This is a genomic window from Bradyrhizobium oligotrophicum (assembly GCF_051168495.1).
In the GTDB taxonomy this organism is placed as follows: domain Bacteria; phylum Pseudomonadota; class Alphaproteobacteria; order Rhizobiales; family Xanthobacteraceae; genus Bradyrhizobium; species Bradyrhizobium oligotrophicum_A.
Genome location: NZ_JBNPVB010000002.1, coordinates 385,617 through 401,241 on the forward strand (window position 1 = coordinate 385,617; position 15,625 = coordinate 401,241).

The 15,625-nt window shown below is 65.6% G+C and carries 15 protein-coding genes; 3 read left to right on the top strand and 12 right to left on the bottom strand.

Annotation, left to right across the window (positions count from 1 at the left end; genetic code table 11):
• The 7 genes from ACQR1B_RS05325 to ACQR1B_RS05355 form a co-directional block, all read right to left on the bottom strand.
• The gene (locus ACQR1B_RS05325; RefSeq protein ID WP_434834331.1) at positions 1–771 is read right to left on the bottom strand and encodes an ABC transporter ATP-binding protein; all 771 of its coding nucleotides are present in this window, start codon (positions 769–771) and stop codon (positions 1–3) included.
• A complete protein-coding gene (locus ACQR1B_RS05330; RefSeq protein WP_434834330.1) occupies positions 764–1,711 on the bottom strand; it encodes a branched-chain amino acid ABC transporter permease in 948 nt (315 codons plus the stop codon). The genes ACQR1B_RS05325 and ACQR1B_RS05330 overlap by 8 nt, the downstream gene beginning before the upstream one ends.
• Positions 1,708–2,625 (bottom strand): branched-chain amino acid ABC transporter permease, encoded by a 918-nt coding sequence (locus tag ACQR1B_RS05335; RefSeq protein WP_434834329.1) that lies wholly within the window; start codon positions 2,623–2,625, stop codon positions 1,708–1,710. Before ACQR1B_RS05335 ends, ACQR1B_RS05330 begins: the two co-directional genes overlap by 4 nt.
• A 144-nt stretch (positions 2,626–2,769) precedes the next feature.
• Complete coding sequence (locus tag ACQR1B_RS05340; RefSeq protein ID WP_434834328.1) at positions 2,770–3,942, bottom strand: ABC transporter substrate-binding protein; 1,173 nt, start codon at positions 3,940–3,942, stop codon at positions 2,770–2,772.
• Between the two features lie 413 nt (positions 3,943–4,355).
• Entirely contained in the window at positions 4,356–5,576 is a 1,221-nt protein-coding gene (locus ACQR1B_RS05345; RefSeq protein WP_434834327.1) for an ABC transporter substrate-binding protein, read from the bottom strand.
• Positions 5,577–5,628: 52 nt separating this feature from the next.
• Positions 5,629–5,952, bottom strand: coding sequence for a 2Fe-2S iron-sulfur cluster-binding protein (locus ACQR1B_RS05350; RefSeq protein WP_434834326.1), 324 nt, complete (start codon positions 5,950–5,952; stop codon positions 5,629–5,631).
• Between the two features lie 8 nt (positions 5,953–5,960).
• Positions 5,961–7,187, bottom strand: coding sequence for a cytochrome P450 (locus tag ACQR1B_RS05355; RefSeq protein ID WP_434834325.1), 1,227 nt, complete (start codon positions 7,185–7,187; stop codon positions 5,961–5,963).
• 74 nt (positions 7,188–7,261) lie between these two features.
• Between ACQR1B_RS05355 and ACQR1B_RS05360 the strand changes: the two genes are divergently transcribed.
• The 3 genes from ACQR1B_RS05360 (at position 7,262) to atzF (ending at position 10,727) form a co-directional block, all read left to right on the top strand.
• The gene (locus tag ACQR1B_RS05360) at positions 7,262–7,780 is read left to right on the top strand and encodes a MarR family winged helix-turn-helix transcriptional regulator (RefSeq protein ID WP_434834324.1); all 519 of its coding nucleotides are present in this window, start codon (positions 7,262–7,264) and stop codon (positions 7,778–7,780) included.
• A gap of 353 nt (positions 7,781–8,133) precedes the next feature.
• Positions 8,134–8,682, top strand: a complete 549-nt coding sequence (locus ACQR1B_RS05365; RefSeq protein ID WP_434834323.1) for a DUF805 domain-containing protein — start codon at positions 8,134–8,136, stop codon at positions 8,680–8,682.
• Positions 8,683–8,936: 254 nt separating this feature from the next.
• The gene (gene atzF / locus ACQR1B_RS05370) at positions 8,937–10,727 is read left to right on the top strand and encodes an allophanate hydrolase (RefSeq protein WP_434834322.1); all 1,791 of its coding nucleotides are present in this window, start codon (positions 8,937–8,939) and stop codon (positions 10,725–10,727) included.
• Positions 10,728–11,051: 324 nt separating this feature from the next.
• Here the strand turns inward: atzF and ACQR1B_RS05375 are convergent, their stop codons facing one another.
• Genes ACQR1B_RS05375 through ACQR1B_RS05395 form a run of 5 tightly spaced genes read right to left on the bottom strand, consistent with a single transcriptional unit; the run spans position 11,052 to position 15,581 of the window.
• Positions 11,052–11,783 (bottom strand): GntR family transcriptional regulator, encoded by a 732-nt coding sequence (locus ACQR1B_RS05375; protein WP_434834321.1) that lies wholly within the window; start codon positions 11,781–11,783, stop codon positions 11,052–11,054.
• Positions 11,784–11,786: 3 nt separating this feature from the next.
• Positions 11,787–12,179, bottom strand: coding sequence for an oxalurate catabolism protein HpxZ (gene hpxZ / locus ACQR1B_RS05380; protein ID WP_434834320.1), 393 nt, complete (start codon positions 12,177–12,179; stop codon positions 11,787–11,789).
• Positions 12,160–13,560: an AtzE family amidohydrolase gene (locus ACQR1B_RS05385; RefSeq protein ID WP_434834436.1), complete on the bottom strand. Its 1,401-nt coding sequence runs from the start codon at positions 13,558–13,560 to the stop codon at positions 12,160–12,162. Before ACQR1B_RS05385 ends, hpxZ begins: the two co-directional genes overlap by 20 nt.
• Positions 13,561–13,570: 10 nt before the next feature.
• Entirely contained in the window at positions 13,571–13,750 is a 180-nt protein-coding gene (locus ACQR1B_RS05390; protein ID WP_434834319.1) for a DUF4089 domain-containing protein, read from the bottom strand.
• A 25-nt stretch (positions 13,751–13,775) separates the two neighbouring features.
• Positions 13,776–15,581 carry a dipeptide ABC transporter ATP-binding protein gene (locus ACQR1B_RS05395; protein WP_434834318.1) on the bottom strand — a complete coding sequence of 602 codons (1,806 nt, stop codon included), beginning with the start codon at positions 15,579–15,581 and terminating at the stop codon, positions 13,776–13,778.
• Positions 15,582–15,625 lie beyond the last annotated feature (44 nt).

The following is a 15,625-nucleotide window of genomic DNA, read 5'->3' on the forward strand; positions in this document are numbered from 1 at the left end:
TCACCCATGGCCGACCACCACGTGCTGATCGCCGAGATAGGCGCGCTTGACCTCGTCGTTCTGCCGGATCTCGTCCGGCAATCCCGACGCAATGATGCGGCCATAGACCAGCACGGAAATGCGGTCAGCCAGCGCGAACACCGCCTCCATGTCGTGCTCGACCAGCACGATCGACACCTCGCGGCGCAACTCGGCGAGCAGCTTCACCATGCGCTGCGACTCGGTGACGCCGAGGCCCGCCATCGGCTCGTCCAGCAGCAGGAGCTGCGGCCTGGTCGCAAGCGCCACGGCCAGTTCGAGCTCGCGCTGCTCGCCATGACTCAGTCTCGACACCGGAACCTCGGCGCGATGACTGAGACCGACGCGCTCCAGCGTGGCGTGGGCGGCGGCGCGCAGCGGCTTTTCCTTGCGCGCATTGGCAAAGAAGCGGAACGAATGCTTGCCGTCATGCGCCTGCGCGGCGAGCGCGACGTTGTCGGCCGCGGTGAAGTCGGTCAGCAGCGAGGTGATCTGGAACGAGCGTGCCAGCCCCAGCGCGCTGCGCTTGTAGGCCGGGAAATGCGAAATGTCGCGCCCGCCGAGAAGGATACGGCCGGCATGCGGCGCGAGATGGCCGGTCAGCTGGCTGATCAAGGTAGTCTTGCCGGCGCCGTTCGGGCCGATGATGGCGTGGATCTCGCCCTTGAAAACGTCGAGGCAGACGTGATCGGTAGCGATGATGCCGCCGAACCGGCGCACCAGATTGTCGACGCGAAGCAGAGGTTCAGCCACGGTTCAACCTCCCGAGCATGCCCATGATGCCGCCGCGGCCGAACAGCACGATCAGCAGCAGCAGCGGCCCCATGATCAGCGCCCAATATTCGGTGAGCTGCGACAGCACTTCCTCCAGCACCAGGAATACCACCGAGCCGACGACCGGCCCCATCAAGGTGCCCATGCCGCCCAAGATCACCATCACCATCAGGTCGCCGGAGCGGGTCCAGTACATCACGGCGGGGCTGACGAAGTCGGTGTTGTTGGCGAGCAGCGCGCCTGAGAGTCCGCACAGCATGCCGGCGATGACGAAGCAGGCGAGCTTGTAGCGCTTGGACGGAAAACCGATCGCCTGCATGCGCTGCTCGTTGGAGCGCAGACCCTGCAGCACCAGGCCGAAGCGCGAATTGACGATGCGCCAGACCAGCGCCACGACGGCGAGCAGACAGAACAGGCAGAGATAATAGAACTGCACGCGGTTGCCGAGATTGATCAGGCCGCCGAAATCGCTGCGCTTGTAGACCGTGAGGCCGTCATCGCCGCCATAGCGGGCGAGGCCGGAGGCGACGTAATAGGCCATCTGCGCAAAGGCCAACGTGATCATGATGAAATAGACGCCGCGGGTGCGCAAACTGAGCGCGCCGATCACCAGCGCATAGAGCGCTGACACCGCGATGGCGACGGCGAACTGCGCCCAGCCGGAGCCGATGCCCTCCTGCGCCAGGATGCCCACCGCGTAACCGCCGATGCCGAGATAGGCGGCGTGGCCAAAACTCATCATGCCGCCATAGCCCATGATCAGGTTCAGGCTGACGGCTGACAACGCCAGGATCACGATCCGGGTGAACAGCGTGAGGATGAAGATGTTGCCGGACAGGTTCGAATAGACCGGCAGCAGCACGAGGCCGGCCACGACCGCAGTGGCGACAATAGTCTGGACGTTGAGCTGGGATTTCATCTGCGATTGGCCGGAAACAGACCTTCAGGCCGCGCCACCAGCACGATCGCCATCAGGAGGTAGATCAGCATCGACGACATCGCCGGCGCCGCCGTGGACGCTGCCGCCGAGTTCAGCACCTGGCGCAGCAGATTGGGCAGGAAGGCGCGGCCCATCGTGTCGATCAGGCCGATCATGATCGCGGCGATGAAGGCGCCGCGGATCGAGCCGATGCCGCCGATCACGATCACGACGAAGGCGAGGATGAGGATGTTCTCGCCCATGCCGATCTGCACCGTGAGGATCGGCGCCTGCATCAGCCCGGCAAGCCCGGCGAGCGCAGCGCCGAGACCGAACACCAGCGTGTAGAGCAGCTTGATGTTGATGCCGAGCGCGCCGATCATCTCGCGGTTGGAGGCGCCGGCGCGGATCAGCATGCCGATGCGGGTGCGCATCACGCCGAGATACAGCAGCAGCGCGACCAGCAGCGCCACGACGATGATGGCGAGCCGATAGGCCGGATATTGGATGCCCGGCATGATCGTCACCGGAAAGGCGAGCCAGTACGGCAGCGGCAACGCAAGCCCGGCCGGGCCCCAGATCAGCCGGACCGCCTCGTTGAAGAACAGGATCAGACCGAAGGTCGCCAGCACGTGGTCGAGATGGTCCCGCCCATAGAGATGCCGCAGTGCCGCATATTCGAGCACGATGCCGAGCAGAAGCGTGGCACCAAGCGCCAGGACCGCGCCAAACACGAAACTGCCGGTCCAGGCAACGAAGGTCGCCGCGAAATAGGCCCCCATCATGTAGAGCGAGCCATGGGCGAGGTTGACGAGGTCCATGATGCCGAACACCAGCGTCAGGCCGGCAGCCAGCAGGAACAGCAGCAGTCCGAACTGCAGCCCGTTCAGGAATTGTTCGACGACGAGCAGCATGCCCCTCACTTCACGCTCAAAAAGACGGCGGCAGAACCGTTTCAGGCGCTGCCGCCATGCCCGTTCCGATCTTAGAACGGAGATGTTTTAAGCTTCAAGCAAATTCCAGGCCGGTCAGGGCCGGACGAGGAACTTTCTTTCCGCCTATTTCATCGGGCACTTGTCGTGGAAGCGATCCTGGTCGTTCTCGACGATGGTGGCGACGGTCTTCAGCGAGAGCTGGCCGTCGGCATCCTTGACCACGTCCTGCAGGTAGAAATTCTGGATCGGAATGTGATTGTTGCCGAACTTGAACGAGCCGCGCAGCGATTTGAAGCTGGCCTTCTCCATCTCGGCCTTCATCGCATCCTTCTTGGAGGTGTCGCCTTTGACCGCAACCACGGCGCTGTTGATCAGCTGCGCCGCGTCATAGGCCTGGGCGCCGTAATAGGTCGGACGCAGGCCGGTGTATTTCTTGCGGTAGTCGGCAACGAATTTCTTGTTCTGCTCATTCGGCAGATCATTGACCCATTCCTGCGCGCCGGGCACGCCGATCGCATTGTCCTTCTGCAGCGGCAGCGACAATTCGTCGACCGTGAAGGCGGTATAGAGCGGCATTTTCTCCTTGAGGCCGGCCTGCGAATATTGATTGAGGAACTGCACGCCGGCCGCTCCCGGATAGAACACGAAGATCGACTCGGCACCCGAGGCGCGGGCCTTGGAGAGCTCGGCCGAGAAGTCGAGCTGGCTCGGCCACACCGTATATTCCTCGCCGACGACTTGGCCCTTGAAGGTGCTCTTCACGCCCGCCAGCATGTCTTTACCGGCCGCATAGTTCGGGCCGATCAGGAACACCGATTTGACGCCCTTCTGGTTCATGTAGAGGCCCATTGCCGCAGGCGTCTGGTCGTTCTGCCAGGAGGTCGAGAATACATAGGGCGAGCACAATTCGCCGGCGAGCTGCGACGGGCCGGCATTGGCCGAGATCAGGAAGGTCTGGGAATCCACCGCCGTCTTGAGCGAGGCCAGCAGAACATTCGACCAGATGTAGCCGACGATGAAGTCGACCTTGTCGGACTGCACCAGCTTCTCGGTCTTCTGCTTGCCGACGTCAGGCTTCTGCTGGTCGTCCTCGTAGATCACCTCGACCGGCTTGCCGTCGATCTTGCGGCCGAGATGGTCGAGCGCGAGCTCGAATGAGTTGCGCATGTCGTTGCCGATCACGGCGGTCGGACCGCTGAACGTCGAGACGAAGCCGATCTTGATGGTGTCGCCGGCAAAGGCGGCATTTGAAACGATGAGCGCCGCAGCACCCGCCAGCCAGAAGCTCGTCTTCATGGTCTTCCCTCCCCTGATCACGCTCAGTTCTTATCGTTGTTTCGTCACCGGCACGCAGCACCCTGGCGGGCGGCGGCGTTTCGCCGCAGCGTCCCGTCGCGCCAGTTTGTCCCGCGCGCCACCGATCCATGCACCATAATTCCCGGAAACGGGCAAACGCAAGAACTATAGTGCTTGTTAAGGATTTTGCAGCACAGCAGAAGGCGGGCGGGAAGAAGCTCGTGAAAGGGGAAAACGCCTCCCACACACGACGTCATGGCCGGGCTTGTCCCGGCCATCCACGTCTTTCGACGACCGCCGCCCAACGTGGATGCCCGGGACGAGCCCGGGCATGACGGAGCAACTGATCAGCAGCAGCTCTCGGAGGATCTGTCTCTCAACGCCATATACGTCGCCATTGGTAGCGGACTGCATCACTTCACCAACGCACAACCTCCATCGGCCATCGGCCGGAATGCCTGCTCGGCCGGGATCGTCGCGACCAGCCGATAGTAGTCGTAGGGATATTTGGACTCCTCCGGTTTCTTGATCTCGAACAGATACATCGGATGGATCACGCGGCCGTCGGCGCGAATGGTGACGTCGCCAAACAGCTTGTCCTTGCCCTTGACCGACTTCATCTGCGGCACGACGTCCTTGGCATTATCGCTGCCGGTCGCAGCGACCGCGTTGAGATAAGCGAGCGTGGCGGCATAGACGCCGGCCTGGTTGCCGCTCGGCATCTTGCCGTTCATTCCGGGACGCGCGGCGAAACGCTTGGCGAAGGCGCGGGTGTCGTCGTCCATGTCCCAATAAAAGGCTTCGAGCAGTTGCAGGTCCTGCGCCGCTTTCAGGCCCATGCCGTGGATGTCGTTGATGAACAGCAGGAACGCGACCAGCGACTGCCCGCTCTGCTGGATACCGAACTCGGACGCCTGCTTGACCGCATTGATCGTATCGCCGCCGGCGTTCGCAAGCCCGATCACCTTGGCCTTCGAGCCCTGCGCCTGCAGCAGGAACGAGGCGAAGTCCGTCGTGCCGAGCGGATGCTTGGCCGAGCCCAGCACCTTGCCCCCGTGCTTGTCGATGTAGTTGGTCGCCTCGGCCTCGATGCCCTGGCCGAGCGCATAGTTGACCGTGATGAAGTACCAATCCTTGCCGCCGCGGCCCATCATCGCGGCCGCCGTGGTGTTGCCGGTCGCCCAGGCGTCGTTGACCCACTGGATGGTGTTGGGCGAACACGCCTTGCCGGTCAGATCCGAGCTTGCGGTCGACGACGCCAGGAACGTCATCCGGCTGTTGCGCAGCAACTCGTTGATAGTCAGGCCCACCGCCGAGTTGGGCACGTCGACGACGGCATCGACCTTGTCGACATCGAGCCATTTGCGCGTGATCGCCGAGCCGACATCGGCCTTGTTCTGGTGATCGGCATAGACGATCTCGACCTTGATGCCTTTGCCGCCGCCGTTGAAATCCTCCGCGGCCATGCGGGCGGCCTCGACCGAGCCCATGCCGTTGGTGTCCTGGAAGATGCCGGAGATGTCGTTGAGCACGCCGACGCGCACGACGTTGTCCGAAATTTCTCCGGCAGACGCCGTGGCTGCCAGACCGAGCGATGCCGCGAGCGCCAATGCGCAGGAATTGAGTGGTTTCATGAAGTTCCTCCCCGTGTGTTGCTTGTTCTGATTGTTGTCGTGAGCAAAGGAATCAGCTCTGCCGGTCCGGAATCCGGATCACGAGTCCGGCGAGCGCCGGCTGCACCTTGAGCTGGCAGGACAGCCGGCTGTTCGGCAGGCGCTCGGCGGCGGTGCCGTCGAGCAGCGCGTCCTCGTCGTCCGTGACCGGATCGAGCTTCGACGTCCAGGCCTCGTCGACATAGACGTGGCAGGTCGCGCAGACGGCATTGCCGCCGCATTCGGCGACGATGCCGTCGACGCCGTGGGTCAGCGCGGCCAGCATGACGCTGGCGCCGTCCTCGGCCTCGACGGTCTGGCTGCGGTTGTCGGGATGGATGAAGGTAATCGTCGTCATGACATTGCTCAGGCTGGCGTGAAAATGACCGGCAGGCTTTCGAGCCCACGCAGCGTGTTGTTGTAGCGGCGCTTCGGCGCGCCGCTCATCGTGATGCTGTCGACCTTGCGCGCGAGCGCCGTCAGCACCGCCTCACCCTCGAGCCGGGCGACGAGCTGGCCGACGCACATGTGAATGCCGGAGCCGAAGCCGACATGGCCGGAGACTTTTCGCGTGATGTCGTAGCTGTCCGGCTGCTCCCAGCGCCGCGGATCGCGGTTCGCGGCACCTAAGAACATCAGGATCTTCTCGCCTTCGGGAATGGTGACGCCACCGAGTTCGACATCGCGGGTGGTGGTGCGGAAGAAGGTCTGCACCGGACTCTCGAACCGCACCGCCTCCTCGAACGCGTTGCGCGCCAGCGACGGATCGGCGCGCAGCCGCGCCCATTGATCGGGAAAGCGCGCGAGGCAATACACCGCTGCTCCGATACCATAGACCGTGGTGTCGAGGCCTGCCGACAGCAGCGAGCGCACCAGCAGCGGCGCCTCCGCCGGCGTGATCTCGCCGCTGTCGCTGAAGGCATGGATGCAGGCGCCGAAGCCGCCGGGCGCGAGATTGTCGCGCTGGCACTGCGCGGTGACATAGGCCTGGTGCGGCGCCGAGCGCTCGATCGCCTGCTGCCGCAATTCGTTGGGCGGCCCGAACGCGTTGAACACGAGGCTCGCATAGGGAATGAGATGATCGCGGCCCTCCGCCTGGAGACCCAGCGCATCGGGGAACACCGACAGCGGATAGGCCTCGGCGAGAGCGGAGATGGCGTCGAACGAGCCGCGTGCCACGAGTTCGTCGACCTTGGCCTCGGCCGCCGCCATGAAGCCGTCGCGCAGCCGCTTCATCACCGCCGGCGACAGCACCTTGCTCAGCACAGCGCGCGTGCGCCCGTGTGCCGGTGGATCGGCCTCGAGGATCAGGCTCGGCGGCCGCCACGGCTTCTCCTTGGCGAAGTCGCTGAGGCCCACCCCGCGGCTGGAACAGAAGGTCTGGGGATCATTGAAGACGGCATAGACCTCGGCGTAGCGCGCGACGCCGTAGACGCTCCATTTGTCGAGATAGACGACCGGACCGGCCTCGCGCATCTCCTGATGCGCGGGATAGGGATCGTCGAAGAAGGGATAGGAGAACGGATCGATGTCGAGATGCGGGATCGCGGACGGCGGCGCGCCGGCATCGGCGGAAAGACCTGTTGTGTTCATGCGTTGCTCCCGAAATTTGGCCTTGTCATGCGGCTTTTCGTATCCCTATGTCGGACGATGCAGGGACGCTGGTCATGAGCGAGAAATCCGGGACGCCGCGCAAAGCGCCGCCGCGCGAGCCTGAGGGTCAAGGTCGGGGGCAAGGCCTCACGCTCGATCTCGACCGCTATGTGCCGGCCTTCATCACCTTCATCGCCAACAAGCTGTCGAACAGCGCCACCGCATTCTACCAGCGCAATTTCGGGGTCAACGTCACGGAATGGCGGATCATGTCGCTGCTGGCGATCGAGCCTGGTATTCCGGCCTCGCGCATCTGCAGCGTGATCGGCTTCGACAAGGGGCCGGTCAGCCGCACGCTGGCGGCGATGAAGAGCCACGGCCTGATCGCGATCCGCAACGACCCGCAGGACGGCCGCAGCCATTCGATCTCGCTCACGGCCAAGGGACGTGCGACCCACGACAAGGTCATCGTCGCTGCGCTGGAGCGCGAGCGGCGCCTCCTGGCGTGCCTGGACGAAAATGAGCAGGAAGTGCTGATCGCGTTGCTGCGCCGCATCCACGACAATCTCGACGCTGTTACCGGCGCGAGTTGAGCCGCGGTGACAAAAGCCGTCGAGCGGCTGACCTGTCCGCCCAGGATACGTGCCGGCGCGCGCGCGAGCTGCCGCGCCTGCGGCGAGCAGGCTGCGCATGGCGTCTCCATCCCTTCTTCTTCGCGGCGCAGTCATCCCGCAGCCGCCATTCTTCACGGTCTCGATCGTTCCACGGATTAGTTGCTTTAGCAACTATAAAATTCAGGCGGCCTGACTTTCGCAGCGCGGCAAACCCATGATGCGCGATCGTTACATTTTTAATCATCGGCGAAGGCGCGCGGCAATTTCGCCCTGCTATGCCTCATCGGGACGGCGCCCTCGTGAACTGTGGCGCGGCCGGCAGGGTGAAGCGGATGTTGGGATTCATCTTCGGTTTCAATATGCGCCTCGGGCGGCTGCAATATTTCCTGGCCTCGCTTGGCCTCGGTGCCGTTTTCACCATTCTGGCCGTCGTGATGGTCATGGGGCTCGCGGGCGCGACCACACAGAATTCGGGCGCGGCGTTCGGCTGGCCGATCATCGCGATGATCGGCCTGTTCCTGATCGCGAACCTGATGCTGCAGGCGATGCGTTTCCGCGACATCGGCTGGGATCCGGTCTGCGTGATCCCGGCCTGGATCGCCATCATGGTGCTGGACTACGTCGTCGCCGGCCGGTTTCCGGAATATGCGGCCACGTCGTCGCATCATGGCACCTGGGTCGGCGGGCTGATCAATCTCGGCCTGAGCGTGGCGCTGCTGTTCTTCCCGAGCGGCGCCGATGACGCATCATCCTACGGTGGCCCCCCTGTGAGCCGCACACCCTCCGCGCCGTCCCGGAGCGCCCGCAGCGCGGGATCGGCGACGGAAGCCCGACTCGCCCGCATCACCGGCGGCAGCGACGCGGGGCGGCGCGGGTGGTAGACGGCCTCGGTGTAGCGAGGCGCGACTGCCTATCGATTGGGCAAATCGCTGAGAAGCGCGCCCCACCGCCCGCCAAGCCCCCGCTAAGCGCCGTGCCAAGCCTCTGACAGACAAGAATTTTCATCCCAGCATCGGCGCTCCCGCCGTGTACACAATGGCATGTGCCTTGCTACGTTCGCAGCAGGATTGGCGGACGCGGAGCGCAAGGGAATGGCAGGCGAGAGAGCGGGCTCACGACAGACGCGGTGCGCCGCGTGACCGAAACCGTTGCCGAGATCGTCGCCGCCCACCGCGCCGGCCTGATGACGCCGAGGGACACGGTCGCGCGCACGTTCGCCCGCATCCGCGCGCACAACGACGCCGCCATCTTCATCAGCCTGCGCGACGAAGCTGACGCATTGGCCGAAGCCGAAGCCCTTGCGGCCAAGGACACCGCGGCGCTGCCGCTCTGCGGCGTCCCCGTCGCCATCAAGGACAACATCGACGTCGCGGGCCTGCCGACCACGGCGGCCTGCCCCGCCTTCGCCTATACGCCTGCGCGGGATTCCACGGCCGTCGCGCGACTGCGCGCGGCCGGCGCGATCATCATCGGCAAGACCAATCTCGACCAGTTCGCCACCGGCCTCGTCGGCGTGCGCTCGCCCTACGGCATCCCGAACAACCCTGTGCGCGCTGATCTGGTCCCGGGTGGGTCGAGCTCCGGCTCGGCGGTCGCCGTCTCAGCCGGTCTCGTGCCGCTCTCCCTCGGAACGGATACGGCGGGCTCCGGCCGCGTGCCGGCAATGCTCAACAACATCGTCGGGCTGAAGCCGAGCCTCGGCATGATCTCGACCGCAGGGTTGGTGCCGGCCTGCCGCACGCTCGACTGCATCTCGGTGTTTGCGCTCACCGTCGACGACGCCGTCGCGGCGCTGTCGGTGATGGCGGCGCCCGACGCGCTCGATCCGTTCTCGCGCGACCGACCTCTGGCGGCCGTGACCACATTCCCGCAGGGCGTGAAGCTCGGCATTCCGCGCCCGGACCAACTGATCTTCTTCGGCGACAAGGCCGCCGAAGCAGCCTTCGGCGCGGCCGCCGCGCGCTTCGTCAAGCTCGGCGCCGAGCTCGTCGAATTCGACCTCGAGCCGTTCTACGAGACGGCGCGGCTGCTCTATGAAGGGCCATGGGTCGCCGAGCGCTACCTCGTCATCCGCGATCTCCTCGCGTCCGACCCCGACGCGATCCATCCGGTGACGCGCGAGATCACCATCGGCGGCGCGCGCGGCAGCGCAGCCGACACATTCGCTGCGCTGTATCGCCTGCAGGCCCTGCGCAAGGTCGCCGAGCGCACCTTCGCGCACGTCGATGCGCTGCTGCTGCCGACGGCGCCGACCGCCTACACCACCGCAGAGGTGCTTGCCGACCCGATCCTGCTCAACAGCCGGCTCGGCACCTACACCAACTTCGTCAACCTGCTCGACCTGTGCGGGCTGGCCGTGCCGGCCGCGATCCGCGACGACGGCATTCCGTTCGGCATCACGCTGCTGGCGCCGGCCGGACGCGATGCCGCGCTCGCCAGTCTCGGACGCGCGTTTCATGCGGACACGGCGCTGCCGGTCGGCGCGAAGTCCGTCCCGCAGCCGGCGCTGGCGCCGGAGTCACCGTCGCTGCACGGCGACGAGATCGCCATCGTCGTGGTGGGCGCGCATCTCTCCGGCATGGCGTTGAACCACGAGTTGACGAGCCTCGGCGGCCGCCTGCTGGTAGCGACGACCACCGCGCCCGACTACAAGCTCTATGCGCTATCGACCACGCCGCCCAAGCCGGGCATGCTGCGCATCGACGACGGCAAGGGGAGCGCGATGGCGGTCGAGCTCTGGGCACTGTCGGCGGCCAGCTTCGGCAAGTTCGTCGACTTGATTCCACCGCCGCTGTCGATCGGCACGATCCGGCTCGCCGACGGCCGCACGGCAAAGGGCTTCCTCGTCGAGCCCGCCGCGCTCGAAGGCGCGCGTGACATCTCCGAGTTCGGCGGCTGGCGCGCCTACATGGCGCAGAAGGGCTGAGAGCTCTCGTCATTGCGATCACGGCGAAGTCTTAGCAACTAATAAGCTCATCACCGCTCATGATCGTCGGAAGATAAGTGCGGTGCTCATTGATGCGCCCTCTCCCCTTGTGGGAGAGGGCATGTGTGGCCTCTCAACAAACGCGGTTGGGTGAGGAGTATTTCTCCGCCGGCGACGCTCGTGGAAAGAGACCCCTCACCCAACCGAGCTTGCCGCTCTGTCCTACATGCCCTCTCCCACAAGGGGAGAGGGCGCTGTATCTGACAGCCGGTGGCCACGCTGCCGCCTGACGGCGGCTGCTTTGCCCACCCTTCGAACGAAGAACTACACCGACACTGCGTAGATCTCGTACTCGCCGCGGACCAGTTCGATATGGGCTTTCATGGCGCCCGCCGCGCCGACCTTGTCGCCGCGCAGGATGGCGACCACGACGCGATCATGCTCGGCATGCGACTTGGCGAGGCGGCCGAGATTGCGGAACTGGGCGCGGCGGAACGGCTGCACGCGGACCCGCGTCGCCAAGGTGATCTCGGCGATATAGGCGTTGTGCGCGCCGGCATAGATCGCGTTGTGAAAGCGCTCGTTCACCTCGTGGAAGCGCTCGGGGTTGCCGGCGTGGCTGAGCGTGCGCAGCTCGTCATGAATGGCTTCCAGCCGCTGACGCTCGACCGGCGTCATGCGCTGTGCCGCAAGGCCCGCGCACAGACCCTCTAGCTCCGCCATCGCCTCGAACATGCCGGTGAGGCGCTCGGCCGACGGCCGCGCCACCACGGCGCCGCGATGCGCGCGCGCCTCGATCAGGCCGGACGCCGCAAGCTGCCGCAGCGCCTCGCGCACCGGCGTGCGCGAGACGTTGAAGCGCTTGGCGATCTCGGTCTCGTCGAGCGGCGCGCCGGGCGCCAGCGTGCCGCGCACGATGTCGTCGGCAAGCTGCAGGCGCAACTCCTCGGCGCGCGTGATCTTCGCCACCGCCGGCGGCGCGCGATCGGTGCGCTGCACATCGGATTCACGGAGGACCCGCGCGCGTGTCCGCGGCGGGAGATCGTCCAGGCTCATGCCTCAGCCGCCTTTTGCTTCGTCGATGATGCTGACATGGGCGGCCACGATTCTCCACCCCTCCGGAAACCGGACCCAGGTCTGCATCTGGCGCCCGACCTTGCCGGGCGCGGTATCGCGATAGAACAGCGTGGAGGCAACCGCGGTGTCGCGGCCATAGGTCGTGATCACGGTGCGCGCAGTGCGACGCATCAAACCGGCCGGCGAGCGCGCGGCGCGAAAGGCCGCGATCTCGCCATAGCCGTAGAGATTTTCTCCGATCCCATAGCGCAGCGTGCGGGAGTCCTGCTTGAACAGCTCATCGAGCACGGCGACATCGTTGCCGACCAGCGCCTGTTCATAGCGCTGGAACTGCGCCGTGACCTCGGCAACGACGTCAGGCAGATCGACTTCCATTCTCCAGAACTCCTCTCGGGGCCGGCGCAGCGGCGACACCAAGCTGTTGCAAGGCGTGGGCCACACGCAATGCGACATGTTCGCACCAGGGTGCAGCGATGATCTGCACACCGATGGGCATCGGCTCCAGCGGAATCGGAACAGCGACGACGGGGAGTCCGATGAACGAGATCGGCTGGGTATGAATACCGATATTCGCCCGCACCGGCAGCTCCACGCCATCGAGCACGAACGTCGCCTGGCCGAGCTTCGGCGCAACGCACGGCGTCGCGGGCGCAATCAGCACATCGACCGACTTGAACAGCTCCAGCACCTTCGCGCGATACCAGCGACGAAACTTCTGCGCGCGGTCGACCATCGGCGCCGGAATCATCGCGCCCGCAATCAGGCGGTCGCGCACGGCCGGATCGAAATCACCGGGACGCGTGCGCAAGCGGTCGAGATGCAGCGAGGCGCCTTCCGTCGTTGAGATGACGTAGGCGGCAGCGCGGGCACGCGCGGCTTCCGGCACTTCGATCACCTCGTTCGCCCTGAGCGCCGTCGCAACGCGGCTGACGGCTTCGGCCGCCTCGGGAAACAGATTCGTCTGAAAGTGACCACCGGCGATGGCGATACGCAGACCGTCGAGCCCTTGCGACAGCAGGCCGGAGACCGGCTCGGGCGCGCGCGTCGTGCACGCGGCGTCATCGGCATCCGCCCCCTGCATCACGTCGTAAGCGAGCGCAAGATCCTCGACCGAGCGCGCGAACGGGCCGAGGTGATCCAGGCTCATCACGAACGGAAACGAGCGCGCGCGCGACAGCCGGCCATAGGTCGGCTTCAGGCCGAAGATGCCGCAGAACGACGACGGCACGCGTATCGAGCCGTTGGTGTCCGAGCCGAGCGCGATCGGCACCAGGCCGCTGCCGACGGCGCTGCCCGAGCCGCCCGACGAGCCGCCGCTCATGCGCGTCGGATCATGCGGATTGCGCGACGGGCCGTCATGCACGTTCTCGCCGGTGAAGTCATAGGCGTATTCGCCCATGTTGAGCGCGCCGACCAGCACGGCCCCGGCGGCCTCCATGCGCGCGATCAGCGTCGCATCGCGGGTGGCCGGAGTGCGGTCACGATTGATCTTGGAGCCGGCGCGCGTGGGCAGGCCTTCGACGTCGAACAGGTTCTTCACCGCGAACGGCACGCCGGCGAGCGGGCCAACGGGCTTGCCGGCAGCGATGTCGGCGTCGACGGCACGCGCCTTCGCGCGCGCCCGCTCGGCGGTGACGTCCGTGAACGCGTTGAGCACGCCATCGCGGGCTGCAATCCGCGCCAGCGCGGCGTCGGTGGCCTCGACGGCCGGGAGCTTGCGGGTGGCGACCGCGGCGGCGATGGCGCTCGCGGTCATGTCGGCGGGATCAAGCGGTGAAGACACTGGCGGGCTCGGCTTCATCGGCTAAGGAGAATTCGTCGACCAGCTTCGCCATCTTCAGCGAGACCTCGAGATTGGCGCGGATCGGGGCGCGCCAAGCGTCCTCGATCGGCAGGCCGAGCGCGCGCCCGACGGCGTCGATGTAGTCGTCCAATGGCTCGGCCATCCGTTGTCCTCTCAAGCCCTGCCGTTCAATGCGCCGGCAGCGGCGGGTGCGGAATCGCGGTCAGCAGCTCGCGCGTATAGGCATCCTGCGGATCACCTAGCACACGTTCGGACGTCCCCTGCTCGACGATTCGGCCCGACCGCATCACGATCACACGATCGCACAATAGCCGCACTACATTCAAATCATGGGAGACGAACAGATAGCTCATGCCTAATTGCTGCTTGAGATCCTGCAGCAGATTGAGCACGACCGCCTGCACGGAGACGTCGAGCGCCGCGGTCGGCTCGTCGAGGATGACGAGCTTGGGGTGCAGCGCAATCGCGCGTGCGATGCCGACGCGGGCCTTCTGGCCGCCGGACAATTGGTGCGGAAAGCGGTCGAGCAGGTTCAGCGGCAGGCCGACCATGGTCGCGAGCTCTTCGCAGCGAGCTCGAAGCGCGTCGCGGCCCTTGATGTCGCCCAGTTGCAGGATCGGGTCGGCGATGGCGCGAATGGCGGTGAAGCGCGGATTGAGGCTGTCGGTCGGATCCTGAAACACCATCTGGATGCGGCTGCGCTGCGGCAGCCGCGCAAACGCCTGCGGCAGAATGTTGCCGATCTCCTCGCCATCGAAGCTGATGCGGCCCGAGGTCTGGTCGAGCAGCCGCATCACCATCATCGACGTGGTCGATTTGCCGCAGCCGGATTCGCCGACCAGGCCGACGCTCTCGCCATGACCGACGGTGAAGCTGATGCCGTCGACCGCGCGGAACATGTCCGGCTCGACCGCAGGCCTCCGGCCGAACAGTTTCGACAACGTCGCCGAGGCGCCCTGGCGGGGATATTCCTTGACCAGCTTGTCGATCAGAAGAAGCGGCTTCTTCTCCCTCTCCCCGCTTGCGGGGAGAGGGTCGGGGTGAGGGGCTCTCTCGGAAAGGACGACTCGCGGTGAGGCCCCCTCACCCGAATCGCTGTGCGATCCGACCTCTCCCCGCAAGCGGGGAGAGGTTGAAGTGGCAGCCGTCTCCTCCTCCGGCAGCAATTCCCTGAGGGACACGCCGAGCCGCGGCGTCGCGCGCATCAGCTTGCGCGTGTAAGGGTGCTGCGGATTGGCGAAGATGTCGGCGGCGTTGGCGGTCTCGACCACCCGGCCCTTCTCCATGACGACGACGCGATCGCAATAGGCTGCCGCGAGACCGAGGTCATGCGTGATCAGGATCGTCGACATGCCGCGGCTCTTGGTCAGCTCGACCACGAGATCCATCACCGCCTTCTGCGTGGTGACGTCGAGTCCCGTCGTCGGCTCGTCCGCGATCAGGAGCTGCGGATTGCAGGCCAGCGCCAGCGCGATGACGACGCGCTGGCACATGCCGCCGGACAATTCGAACGGATAGGCGTGATAGCGCTCGCGGGGACGGGCGATCTTGACCTGCTCGAGCGCGGCGATCGCCTTCTCGGCGCGGTCGGCCGCAGCCGCCTGGGCGTGCTGCTTCAGCACATCCTCGATCTGGTGGCCCACTTTCCGGATCGGGTTCAGCGCGGCGCGCGGATTCTGAAAGATCATCGAGATCTCGCGCCCGCGCAGGTCGCGCATCGCGCTCTCCTCGGCCGACTTGACGTCGACGCCGGAGAACATCACCGAGCCCTCGGCGATGCGCCCGGCGCGGTCGAGAATGCGCATCACGGCGTAGGACGTCACCGACTTGCCCGAGCCGGACTCGCCGACGATCGCCAGCGTCTCGCCCTTGGCGACGGAGATGTCGACATGCTGCACCGCCTTGACGATGCCGCGGCGGGTGGAGAATTCGACGGTGAGGTCACGAACGTCGAGCAGCGGCTGTGCGGTCATGCATGGCTCCGCAAGTTCAGTGCGCTCCCTCTCCCCGTTCTTAC